The organism is Solibacillus merdavium, from assembly GCF_014836935.1.
In the GTDB taxonomy this organism is placed as follows: Bacteria; Bacillota; Bacilli; order Bacillales_A; family Planococcaceae; genus Solibacillus; species Solibacillus ferritrahens.
In genome coordinates, this window is record NZ_JACSPW010000022.1 from 1 (window position 1) to 12,258 (window position 12,258).

Annotated in this window: 11 protein-coding genes and 2 riboswitches; of the genes, 1 reads left to right on the top strand and 10 read right to left on the bottom strand. The window is 37.5% G+C overall.

Annotation, left to right across the window (positions count from 1 at the left end):
• Positions 1-370 precede the first annotated feature (370 nt).
• Complete coding sequence (locus H9632_RS16860) at positions 371-847, bottom strand: GNAT family N-acetyltransferase (RefSeq protein WP_191705234.1); 477 nt, start codon at positions 845-847, stop codon at positions 371-373.
• A 151-nt stretch (positions 848-998) separates the two neighbouring features.
• Positions 999-2,330, bottom strand: coding sequence for an NCS2 family permease (locus H9632_RS16865; protein ID WP_191705235.1), 1,332 nt, complete (start codon positions 2,328-2,330; stop codon positions 999-1,001).
• 137 nt (positions 2,331-2,467) lie between these two features.
• Positions 2,468-2,569: riboswitch (purine riboswitch) on the bottom strand.
• A 331-nt stretch (positions 2,570-2,900) separates the two neighbouring features.
• Between H9632_RS16865 and H9632_RS16870 the strand changes: the two genes are divergently transcribed.
• Positions 2,901-3,302 (top strand): hypothetical protein, encoded by a 402-nt coding sequence (locus tag H9632_RS16870; RefSeq protein ID WP_191705236.1) that lies wholly within the window; start codon positions 2,901-2,903, stop codon positions 3,300-3,302.
• A 327-nt stretch (positions 3,303-3,629) separates the two neighbouring features.
• Here the strand turns inward: H9632_RS16870 and H9632_RS16875 are convergent, their stop codons facing one another.
• The 8 genes from H9632_RS16875 to nadE all read right to left on the bottom strand — a co-directional run bounded on the left by H9632_RS16875 (position 3,630) and on the right by nadE (position 12,244).
• Positions 3,630-4,133: a general stress protein gene (locus H9632_RS16875; protein WP_225223895.1), complete on the bottom strand. Its 504-nt coding sequence runs from the start codon at positions 4,131-4,133 to the stop codon at positions 3,630-3,632.
• A 235-nt stretch (positions 4,134-4,368) separates the two neighbouring features.
• Entirely contained in the window at positions 4,369-4,518 is a 150-nt protein-coding gene (locus H9632_RS16880; protein WP_191701804.1) for a hypothetical protein, read from the bottom strand.
• A 243-nt stretch (positions 4,519-4,761) separates the two neighbouring features.
• Positions 4,762-6,315, bottom strand: coding sequence for a glutamine-hydrolyzing GMP synthase (gene guaA, locus H9632_RS16885; protein ID WP_191705269.1), 1,554 nt, complete (start codon positions 6,313-6,315; stop codon positions 4,762-4,764).
• A 117-nt stretch (positions 6,316-6,432) separates the two neighbouring features.
• A riboswitch (purine riboswitch) is annotated at positions 6,433-6,534 on the bottom strand.
• Between the two features lie 31 nt (positions 6,535-6,565).
• Positions 6,566-8,716, bottom strand: a complete 2,151-nt coding sequence (locus H9632_RS16890; protein WP_191705237.1) for a transglutaminaseTgpA domain-containing protein — start codon at positions 8,714-8,716, stop codon at positions 6,566-6,568.
• Positions 8,713-9,900, bottom strand: coding sequence for a DUF58 domain-containing protein (locus H9632_RS16895; protein WP_191705238.1), 1,188 nt, complete (start codon positions 9,898-9,900; stop codon positions 8,713-8,715). Before H9632_RS16895 ends, H9632_RS16890 begins: the two co-directional genes overlap by 4 nt.
• On the bottom strand, positions 9,897-10,841 hold the full coding sequence (locus H9632_RS16900; RefSeq protein WP_191705239.1) for an AAA family ATPase: 945 nt from the start codon (positions 10,839-10,841) through the stop codon (positions 9,897-9,899). The genes H9632_RS16895 and H9632_RS16900 overlap by 4 nt, the downstream gene beginning before the upstream one ends.
• A gap of 131 nt (positions 10,842-10,972) precedes the next feature.
• Entirely contained in the window at positions 10,973-11,308 is a 336-nt protein-coding gene (locus tag H9632_RS16905; RefSeq protein ID WP_191705240.1) for a hypothetical protein, read from the bottom strand.
• A gap of 108 nt (positions 11,309-11,416) precedes the next feature.
• Positions 11,417-12,244 carry an ammonia-dependent NAD(+) synthetase gene (nadE, locus tag H9632_RS16910; protein WP_191705241.1) on the bottom strand — a complete coding sequence of 276 codons (828 nt, stop codon included), beginning with the start codon at positions 12,242-12,244 and terminating at the stop codon, positions 11,417-11,419.
• Positions 12,245-12,258: the final 14 nt, after the last annotated feature.

Genomic DNA, 12,258 nt, shown 5'->3' on the forward strand with positions numbered 1-12,258 from the left:
AAAAGTTATAATCTATTGTTTGCTTCATTTAAGAAGCTTGTTTCATTAACGTTGCTTGTTCAGTTTTCAAGGTTCATGTTTTAGTCGTTTGTGCGACTGTTTCAAATTATAACTGAGTTGTTTTTACTTGTCAACAACTTTATTAGAATTTGTTTTTCGATTGTGTTGCTTGCTTCAGTGTGTCGCAGCAACGTGATTAACTATACACCCGTATCTAATCTTTGCGCAACCCCTTTTTAAAAGAAAAAATTTTCTGATATTTATACAGTAAGCCATTTAGAGTTTCTTCCTATTATATATACAGTAAAGTACTTTTACTTGTCGCTCCAAAAGTAATCTCTCTACCCCTTCCTCCTATAAGAAAAAGAAGCTATTTAATATCGATTCGCATTCTTCTACTAATAGCATTCATGCCTTGTTTCTCATAAAACGCTAATGCATCTTTATTAAATTCCCACACATTCAACTCCACTGTCGTTACATTCTTTTCTTCCGACCATTGAATACACCTTTCAAAGAGCTTCGAACCGATTGATCGACGTTTCTTTCTTTGATCAACGCCAAAATCATGTATGTAGGCATAATTCCGAGAAACTAATGAAGGGAATGGCGGCGATACTTCCAAACTTATTATTGCAAAGCCAACCGTCTCTTCTTCTAATTTCGCAATAAATATTTTACTATTATCATTCTTTAATAGTTCATTGTAATAATCTTCAGGCATCACCGTTTCCACACTACGAAAAATAGACCGATCCCCTTCTACGTGTTCCTCATGCCCTTCCCTTACAATTCGGTTTACTTCTATATAGTCAGATGTACTGGCTTCAATAATTTCAACTTCCATAATCTATTCACTCCTTATATATTTATCTTCTACCTCGATATAGATTGTCCTTCTAATCATCCGTAACTTAATTTGTAATTCTAATGGTAGAGACCGCCAAATAAAAAAAGCTACTTAAACGGATTGTCTAAGTAGCTAAGAATAAATTTCATTAATGTGCTGCAGTGCCTAAGTAAAGCAAGAATATAAATCCGAATACGTACATAATTGGATGAACTTCTTTTGCACGCCCTGCGACAATCATTGTTAATGGGTAGAATACGAAACCTACAGCAACACCTGTTGCAATCGAGAATGTTAAAGGCATCATTAACATAGTAAAGAATGCCGGTACTGCAATTTCGAATTTTTCCCACTCAATTTTACCAAGTGATGCAACCATTAATACCCCTACAACAATTAACGCTGGAGCTGTTACCGCTGAAGTTACAACACTTAGAATCGGTAAGAAGAATAGTGCTAATAGGAAGAATACACCTGTCACAATTGCTGCAAAACCAGAACGAGCACCAGCAGCTACTCCCGAAGAAGATTCAACAAATGAAGTTACTGTCGATGTACCAAAAATAGATCCTGCAATGGTTGCAATCGAGTCAGAAATTAAAGCTTTACCTGCACGAGGTAGTTTATTGTCCTTAACAAATCCTGCTTGGTTGGCTACAGCCATTAATGTTCCAGCATTGTCAAAGAAGTCAACGAATAGGAATGTTAGGATAACTGAAAGCATTGCTAAAGTATAAAATTCCGCGTCACCAAAAGCAGAGAATAGCGCACCGAATGTAGGCTCTAAAGATGGTGGCATTGCTGCAATTTGTGACGGTAGTTCTACTAAACCAAAAATCATACCAGCTATAGCAGTAATAGCCATACCGACGAATACACCGGCTTTCATACCACGAACTAAGAAAATAACTGTAATAACTATACCAAATATAGCCAACAATACTTCTGGATCTGTTAAGTTACCAATACCAACAAATGTTGCTGGATTCGCAATAACAATTCCGGCATTTTTCAAACCGATAAATGCGATGAATAAACCAATACCTGCACCAACTGCTAATTTTAATTCCATTGGAATTGCATTAATTAATTTTTCACGTAAACCTGTTAAAGTTAAAATCAAGAAGAACACACCTGAAACGAATACTGCTGCCAATGCATGCTGCCATGGACTTCCGTTTGTTAAAACAACTGTATAAGCAAAGAATGCGTTTAGTCCAAGTCCCGGTGCCAATGCCAACGGATACTTTGCCAAGAATCCCATTACAAACGATCCAACAGCTGCCGATAAGGCTGTTGCTACGAATACTGCACCATAATCCATACGCATTGCATCCGGAAGATCAGGTACATCCGCTAATGTTAAAGTTAATGGATTGACAATTAAAATATAGGCCATCGCTAAGAATGTAGTGAAACCACCTAATATCTCTTTGCGATAATTTGTCCCAAGTTTATCAAACTCGAAATACTTTTTCATAATGTAATTTTCCTCCGTGTTGTCGTCTTACAACTATCGAGGGTTTCGATCCTATAAAACAAAAAGACACGCTAAGCTGTTATGCTGCATGTCTACGATTTATGGAAATAAGAATTGTTTCTATTAGTTAAATAGAATCGAAACTTATTTTAAATCGTAGTCGAATCATTTACGGTGATTCGGTAGAAACTTACGGGCCATATTCCCGACATTATACGACGACATATTTAATTTACGCTAGTAATATAACATTTCATTTTTTAAATTACAAGCCCATATCCGAACATTTTTTAATTTTTATCATAAAAGGTTCGTGAAAACATTCATAATTTAGCCAAGTCTTTTCTTGGAATTTACTAAACGCCTTTTTACCGACCTGGTATATACTGTAATTCAATTCACTTTTCTATTACACACATTTACTTTGGATGGGATTTTTTGAATGAAATAAAGGTTATATGAAGTGTTGGATTTACTGGAATAATAGAATATTTTCTCAGGAAAGTTTATAGAGATGTCATATTACTCTTTTATAGTTAACTTGAAATGAATTTTTTTGGAGGGATTTTTTTGATACAACAACGAATATGGGCGATGCGCTTAATTCGCTTTGCGGCAATTTTTGGCTTTTTAGGTGTTTTAATCGGTTCTATTATGAGTGGAGAAATGAATTATGCTTTACGTCCAATTCACGCTCACTTTGTATTAGTAGGATGGTTATCAGTATTTGCGTGGGGAATTTTCTATTATTCTGTACCAATCCGCAAATTACTTTACGTAAAGGTTCAAAGTATTTTAGGGATGATTGGTGCCGTTGGGTTATGTATAGGAATGTGGCTACACTACTTAGATCCATTGAACACTAATGAAACATTAAATATGGTGTTCTTCATTGTAGGCGGATCAATTTTATTAATCGCATTCTTCCTATTTTTCATCGTAACGTTCTTCATCGAAAAAAAAGAAAACTAATCACATTAGCCTGAGTATGCCTATAAGCTGCTTAGGCTTTTAATTATTTTGTTAACTTCACCAGCCCTAAATTGTACATTCTATCTTTTTAGTATGTTAAAATAATATTCGTTAAAGATGTTAAAGATAGTTTAAAGGAGGGCTTTAATTGCCGTATTGGTTGCATAACACATTATTTGTACTTTTATTAATTGTGACATTAGGTTGTGTATCGAGTGGAATTGAGTGGAAATCCCGCCCAAAAGATACTATTGAAGAGTAAATAATTCTAAACATAAAAAAAGGAAGCCTATACAATATAGACTTCCTTATATTTAATTACAGCTCTTAATATTGACGATTTGTTCGATTTAACGACTCATCTAAATTTGTCGATGTATTATGAATATCATTTCTTTCACGTTGTAGTAACTCTTCCTCATGAAGGGCTAATCGCTCTTCTTCAGTTTTATTTACCCCGTAATTTTCTGTACCTTCATCGAAGTAAGCTCCATAGTCTTTATCTACATACAATAAATACTTGCCTTCCTGCAATTCTTTATAATAACGATTTCTTTCGTCTTCTGTTAAACCCATTTGTGTGAAATATTTATCACGCACTAAATCTTCTCCCATGATAAATGCTTTGAAGCGATCCCACCATGAACCCTCTTTTCCATCATTTCCATATGAAGATGATCCTCGATACATTGAAAGCTGTTGGTTACGATTCGATACAATATACATATCCTCTTCGCCATACCCTTGTGTACGAAGGCGATCCATTTCTGCTTGTAATTCCATTTCCGTATTGTAAATACCATGCAATTTTTTGTTTTCACTTGTTTCCATGTTTCATTCCTCCATTTTTTTAATAGTTTAGTTCATACCGCTCGTTTATCTTGATTATAGGTATACTAATCAATACCTTTTCTCAGAAATACTAAACCCGAGTAATATAAATTTAACAATTCGCAATAAAATTGAAAGAATAAAAATGTTTATTTACCACTACCATTTTTTAGTCCCACATATTCAAAAATAAAAAACATAGGGGAAAACCATCCTCCTATGTTTATAATTCGTTTTATTTATCTGTTTGTTCTTGTTTCTTCTTCAAATACTCTGCACGTATTTTTTCAAGTTGCTGTTTTTTATCAAATTTGGCAGGTTTGTTTTTTTCATGATACTTTGTCACAGCTACCTTGCCTTTTGTATCCAATTGATATTTTCCCACTTTGTTCACCTACTTTTCTAATCCTTAAAGAGAATCCATCCAACAAATATACTATACCTTATTTTACTGAAGTAAACCTTATAGTGCACTGCCAACCTTACATATATTCGTAAAAAAAATTTAAAACTAAGTAAAAAAGCTCAGCAGAAACCTTATCAAGTAAGGCTCTACTAAGCTTATTACGGTGTTCATTAATTTATTGTACTTCTGCGGTGCAGTGGCTCCTCGAAATTTGGAGAGCGTTTATTCCCACTCAATCGTCGCTGGTGGCTTAGAAGTAATGTCATACAGCACACGGTTTACGTGCTTCACTTCGTTTACGATACGTACAGAAATTTTCTCTAATACATCGTAAGGGATACGTGCCCAGTCAGATGTCATGCCGTCGATTGATGTTACACCGCGGATACCGATTGCGTAATCGTACGTACGGCCATCGCCCATTACACCTACTGAACGGATGTCAGGTAATACGCAGAAGTATTGCCAAATATCACGGTCAAGACCCGCTTTTTTAATTTCTTCGCGTAGGATATAGTCAGCTTCACGAACGATATCCAGTTTTTCTTCTGTTACTTCACCAAGTACACGGATACCTAAACCAGGACCTGGGAATGGTTGACGCCATACTACCGCTTCAGGAAGACCTAGCTCTAAACCTAAAGCGCGCACTTCGTCTTTGAATAATGTATTTAAAGGTTCGATTAATTCAAACTTCATGTCTTCTGGTAATCCACCAACATTATGGTGTGATTTAATTGTTTGAGCAGTTGCTGTACCTGACTCGATAATGTCCGTGTAAAGCGTACCTTGGGCTAAGAAATCCATATCTTTTAGTTTTGATGATTCTTCATCAAATACGTAAATAAACTCGTTACCGATAATTTTACGTTTTTGCTCTGGGTCAGAAACGCCTCTTAATTTGTTCATGAAACGCTCACGAGCATCGATTTTGATTAGTTTCATATCAAAGTCTTCCGTGAAAGTTTTCATTACTTGCTCAACTTCACCTTTACGATTCAAGTTGTGATCAACGAACATACAAGTTAACTGATCACCAATAGCTTTATGGATTAATACTGCTACTACAGAAGAATCTACTCCTCCTGATAATGCACAAAGAACTTGCTTGTCGCCAACTTGCTCGCGGATTTTTGCAATTTCGATATCAATGAAGTTAGCCATTGACCAGTCGCCTTTTGCTTCACATACATTGAATACGAAGTTTTTTAGTAAATCATTTCCGTATACAGAGTGACGTACTTCCGGGTGGAATTGAACTGCGTAAAACTTGCGGGAAACATCAGCCATTGCCGCGATTGGACATGCAGGGCTTGTCGCAATTACTTCAAAACCTTCAGGAACCGCTGTTACATGGTCTCCGTGACTCATCCATACAACTTGATTTTTTGGTAATTCTGCAAACAGTTTGTTGTCTGAAGTCACGTTAATTTCTGCTTTCCCGTATTCACGAGTTATCGCGCCTTCTACTTTACCACCTTGCGTCTGCGCCATTAACTGCATTCCGTAACAGATACCTAAAATCGGTAAACCCAATTCAAAAATTGCCGGATCTACATGGAATGCCGTTTCATCATATACAGAGTTTGGACCACCTGAGAATATGATACCCGCTACATTCATTTCTTTGATTTCTTCTGCTGTAACCGTGTGCGGATGTAATTCTGAAAATACACCAAACTCACGAATACGACGCGTAATTAATTGGTTAAACTGACTACCGAAATCAAGAACGACAATTTTCTCTTGCTCTTTTAATAAAGGAGTTGACACAATTTCCACCTCTTCTAATTTTTTGCGGCCTATATTTAAGAAAAAAACGCGTAAGAAAATAAATTCTACGCGTTCATATTTCATCTCTTCTTCAAGTGGGTACACTATCCCTGTTAAGGATATAACGAATCCCACCATCATAGATAAGTTATTTAGGGTAACTTAGTAGAAACATCTGGACCATATTACCAGACTTATATGAAGGCACTATACTATTGATTTTTCTAAATTTTACTCTTTCACCGAACTAAAATCAACCACTCGTGCGATTGATTAAATATTCCCAAATTTCTTTCATCTTCGTCATATCTATTTGTTCAGTTTGTTTTGCATAAATCAGCTTCTCATAAAAGGCCGTTAGTTCCCTCATTTTTGTCGTATCCAACTGCTCATCCACTCGTAGCGCAAATTGTTGTAACGTCTCATCTTGCCCGCGTTTTAAATGAATACGCTCCAATTGTTTCAATAACACTAAATAGCCTTCTTCAAATGTATCCGAGCGATTTAGCTTGGAATGATTCATTTTCACAGCAAGTTTCGGTTGCCACTTACCGCGCTTTCTCCACAGAATAATAAAACCTACTAAAAGTATGGCTAATAATCCATAAACTACCCATTTAAAGTTAGACCAGTTAATTGAACTTGTTGCATCCCCAGTAGCCTGTTGCGGATCTTGTTCTTCCAGCTCCAGCTGCGGCGCTTCCGGTTCTTCCGCTTCTGGTAATTGCTCTTCTTCTGGCATTTCCACATCGACATCATAGTTTATATTCACCGGGTTGCTAAATCCAATTGTCGGCTCAAACGGCATCCAGCCAATTCCATCAATATAAGCTTCTACCCAAGAATGGGCATCATTATTTGTCACCTGATACGTATACATGCCGTCTTCTTCATGAATTCGCTCTCCACTCGAGAAGCCCTTCACCCAACGCGCCTGGATTCCTACCGAGCGAAGCAACACAACCATCGAAGTTGAGAAATTATCACAGTAGCCGAGTTTTGTCTCAAATAGAAATTGGTCTACATAATCTTGATTGCCGCTAGGTACTTGCACGTTTGTCGTTTCATATTGAAAGCCACTTCGCGCAAAATAACCTTCTACTGCACGCGCCTTATCATAAACACTTTCATACATATCCGTAATTTCATACGCCAAGTCTGCAACACGCTGCGGTAAATCATCCGGCAGCTGCAAATAACGGGAATCATTTTCCGTGGAGGATAAAGATTCCTTTAATGCAGTATAGCTATATTCTGGTTGTTGGAATGTCATTTCATAGGATGAAGGAGAAACCACGTTATTGTTTATAACTGGAATCATTTTTTCATTGCCACCATTAAACCTGATCACACTTTGCGGATCATAGAGCTCATAGGAAGTTATTCCATATGCCTGCAGTAAAAATCGGTAATCTTCATTTACCGCCTGTACTTGTACAGATTGCGGGTCTTCCTTTCCCGGACTAATAGAAAGCGGTATCTTATCTGCCATTTGCAGTGTCTGTTGCAATGACTCGTCAGCAGAGTGAATCCACCCTTTTGACGTATAAAAATCTTTCGTTTCTACACGCCAATATTGACGAATCGGTGTTTGGATTTGATAAACAAGTGTATTATCGCCAAAAAACGGACCGCCAAGACTTTCATCATTATCCCCGTAACCGACCGTGGCAAATGGTTGTGTAGAAGACCCCCCAATACCAGCAACCCCCTTCATATATGGCACCGGATCTGGCCATTGCGGCTCTGACTTTGGTAAATAGATTGCTACGATCCCTGCGATTGTAACAAAAATAATAATCGGGGCGGCATAAACTAAATAGCTCGTCCAATCTTTTTGCATATTGGCTGCCTGCATCAATCGTTTTATGAAAAGGAGAGCTGTAAGAATAAGCCCTAAAATCATTACTTTTATAATGGCCATAGTTCCGTCATAGTCGGTAAAAGCATCAAGAGTACCGATGAAAAACACTGTAAGTAAAAGGAAATAGTAGATACTATAGCGCACAGTTACCCAATGCTGAATTAAATAAATCAGCATCCAAATTAAAATGAAAAACAAGCTGGTACGGAATGGATCACTTACATAAATCCACTCACCCGCTAAAATTGTATTCATATTAGTTTTTAGTTCATTTGATAGAAACTGTACCGTCGTTAATTGACCATCATTATAAACACTTACATTAAACCATGTAATATAAGCTAACTTAATAAACCACGAAACGGCAAACGGTAATGAAAAAATACCCAGTAACAAACAGATCCCCATAAAGAGTAAAAACTGCATGAAATACCCTGTACTTGTCAGTTCCATAATCGGCAAAAGCCACTCTCTTAAAATCAGGAAAATAATAATATAGAAAATAGCGAATTCAATTTTTTCGGAAGTACTACGTCTCATGCGTGCTTCACCTCCGAATACATTGACTGCAGCTCATCCGAATCAACGTAATGAACCTCATTATTCTGACTAATGAATTGCACCAAATTTTTTTCGTCACTAACGACAAAGCAAATAATTTTTCGAGCGTATTTTGTGCCTGAGTTTAAAATTTCCTGCAGTTCTGGCACAAGTTCACCCGTTACAATAACTACGACTGAGCGGCTCATGATTTTTTGCTCTTCATATAGCAGACGCTCAACACCAAACTGCGCATCAGGCTGTACAGTTACCAAGTGTTGCAGTACCTTCTCAAATTGTTTGTCCGTTTTTATTATTGGGGCAAAATATCGATCATTACCTGCACTTAAAAACGAAACATCCCCGCGTCCTTTTACGATTTTATTAATATAGGATGCGGTATAATCGACTACTTGCTCAAAATTTTTCTGTACAGCACGATCGATTAATATAAACATATTTTGTGACTTGCGATCCTCAAATTCTTTCGTCCGAAGCTCACCATTTTTCGCAAAGGACTTCCAATGTATCCAGGAAAAACGATCCCCCGGTATATATTCACGAACTCCGGTTGCCATCGTTGTATCCTTTACCAAAGAATAGCGCGACTGACTGGAACCTTGTTCATATTGCATTCCAATTGGCAATACATCTACATCCGAAACTTTTGGATAAACTAAAAAAAGTTGAGGATGATTGACCGCTACTTTACGAATTGTCCATCCAAAAAAGTCCGTACACGTAAACTCCAACCCTTTAAAATGGTGTTCACCACGCTTTAACTCCTTTAATTCATATGTCCATTCGAACTCACGCTTCCAACCGACTAAAAACAATTTTGTCACATTCCCATTTGGTCTCTCGTAATGCCCATTATCCATCGGTAGCTCTTGTACCATCATAAACACGATTGGAAACCAACTCGTATTCCGAAATGTTACTGTCACCTGTACATTACTTCCTCGCTCAATCCGATCCTTTGATAATGTTCGGGATATTTCCTTAAAATGAATCGGAAAAACAGCCAGTAATATTGAATAAAGCAAAAAGGGCAAAATAGTAAAAAAGACAAACCAGCTGACAAAGCCCCCTTGAAACATCGCATAGCAATACGTTATAGCGAGCAATAAAATAACGGTAATCAAACGACCGCTATGCCGGAAAAACTGTTTGAATCCACTCATTCAGGAACATACCTTTTCACAGGAACATGGACATAATGAAGCACACTTTTAATTACTTGCTCTTCTGTAATTCCTTCATAGCGTGTTTCTGGTTTTAGAATGATTCGGTGACTGAATACATATTTCACTAAATATTGGACATCATCCGGGATCACATAGTCTCTCCCTTTCATAAACGCATAGCTTTGTGCTGCACGCATTAATGCAATAGAAGCACGGGGACTAACTCCTAAATATACATTGTGATGGTGACGAGTATTCTGAGCGAGTGACACGATATATTCTTTAATATTATTTTCTACATGCACTTCTTTTACTTGCCTCTTCAGTTCCATTAATTGTTCAATCGTTAATACTGCAGAAATATCATCAATTGGCACCGTTCTCTCGGCACGTCGAAGCACTTCGATTTCCTCTTCTTTTGTTGGATAGCCCATTTTGATTTTGAGCAAAAATCGGTCTAATTGTGCTTCAGGGAGCGGGTATGTCCCTTCATATTCAATTGGATTTTGTGTAGCCATTACGAAAAACGGCTTCGGCAGTTGAATCGTATCACCATCTACTGTTATTGAAGCCTCTTCCATACTTTCTAACAATGCGGCCTGTGTTTTTGGAGATGTACGGTTAATTTCATCCGCTAATACAATATTTCCTACAATCGGTCCTGGACGAAACTCAAATTGCAAAGTTTTCGGGTTATATATTGAAACGCCAATTACATCAGATGGCAATAAATCCGGTGTAAATTGAATTCGCTTAAAGCTCGTACCTAATGATTTCGAAAGGGCACGTACCATCATTGTTTTCCCTACACCTGGCACGTCCTCCAACAATACATGTCCTCCAGCGAGTAATGAAACAATACTTAACTCAGCAATCTCTCTTTTCCCTATCATCACTTTTTCGATATTTCTGATTATTTTCTCGATTTGTTCGTTCATGAATAGTCCTCCCAGCTGAAATGTACCATGTATGACATATAGTTTAAGCATAACGAAAAGAAAATGTTAGTACAACTAGTTTACTTTATAAATGAAAAATCACCTCACTTTTATTTCAAAGTTGGGGTGATTTAAATAGATGTCTTATAGGTAGTTATCCGACGATTGGCATTATTGAGTGTAGTTACTCGTTCAGAATACTGCAGTAAACGCCTTAAATTTTCTGCTGAATTTGCATTGTACTGCATACCTTTTATAATATAGTGCCCCTTGTTATGTATAAGCTTTTTTGGACGTTGCTGCGGTTTCTTCCTTTGTTTCTTTTGGGGTAGCTGCTCGCGTGGGTCACGAAAATGGTCATGCATCCCACTATTGATCGCATCCGCAAAATGCGTATCCGATATCATAGCACGCGTCGAGTTGCGATAAATGCTGCTTGTTGTTGCGGTAACTCTCGAAGTCCTCATAGTGTAGTTCCCCCTTCCTCCCTTTCTTTATATATCGACTTGTTCAAAAACTATTATATTTACAAATAAAAAAGCTGTGTCACTTTTCCCATGACACAGCTTTAATTATCATTTCCAAAAATCATCAAAAATTGTAATCGGCATATGCCGTTTATGCATTGAGCGCAAATAATGTCCTTCCAGCGTAATCCGTGCCTGTTCTGGAATCTCTTTACCTTCTAAATAATCATCAACCTGCTCGTATGTGATACCCAATGCCACTTCATCAGGTAATGCTGGACGGTTTTCTTCCAAATCAGCAGTTGGGACTTTTTCATATAGATGAACCGGACAATTTAAATATTTTAATAGTTGACGGCCCTGACGTTTATTTAAACGGAAGATTGGCACTAAATCTACGCCACCATCTCCATATTTTGTATAGAATCCTGTCACTGCTTCCGCTGCATGGTCCGTACCAATTACGACTCCATTATGCATGGCTGCGATTGAATACTGCACCTTCATACGCTCACGGGCTTTTTCATTCCCTTTCGCAAAATCACTCAGCGTTACACCCGCCGCTAATAAAGCTTTGACACTCGCATCAACAGATTCTTTAATATTCACTGTATAAATTTTTGTCGGCTGGATAAAGTCGAGCGCATCTTGACAATCTTGTTCATCCTTCTGAAGCCCATACGGAAGTCGTACCGCCCAAAATGAATATGTGTGTGCACCAGCTTCTTCATTTAACTCATCCACCGCCATTTGTGCAAGCTTCCCTGTTAGCGTAGAATCCTGTCCGCCACTAATACCTAGAACAAATCCTTTTAAAAACGGATGCTTCTTTGCATAATTCTTTAGAAAATCAATGGATTTACGGATTTCCTCTTCTACATTAATTGTCGGCTTTACTTTTAATTCTTCAATAATTTGTTGTTGTAATAATGACAATGTACACACCCCTT

Bases quoted from the DNA above. Each gene is read 5' to 3' on its own strand.
- H9632_RS16895 (WP_191705238.1), bottom strand. From the start codon at position 9,900: ATGAGTGGATTCAAACAGTTTTTCCGGCATAGCGGTCGTTTGATTACC.
- H9632_RS16875 (WP_225223895.1), bottom strand. From the start codon at position 4,133: ATGGAAACAAGTGAAAACAAAAAATTGCATGGTATTTACAATACGGAA.
- H9632_RS16905 (WP_191705240.1), bottom strand. From the start codon at position 11,308: ATGAGGACTTCGAGAGTTACCGCAACAACAAGCAGCATTTATCGCAAC.
- H9632_RS16890 (WP_191705237.1), bottom strand. From the start codon at position 8,716: ATGAGACGTAGTACTTCCGAAAAAATTGAATTCGCTATTTTCTATATT.
- H9632_RS16900 (WP_191705239.1), bottom strand. From the start codon at position 10,841: ATGAACGAACAAATCGAGAAAATAATCAGAAATATCGAAAAAGTGATG.
- H9632_RS16860 (WP_191705234.1), bottom strand. From the start codon at position 847: ATGGAAGTTGAAATTATTGAAGCCAGTACATCTGACTATATAGAAGTA.
- H9632_RS16865 (WP_191705235.1), bottom strand. From the start codon at position 2,330: ATGAAAAAGTATTTCGAGTTTGATAAACTTGGGACAAATTATCGCAAA.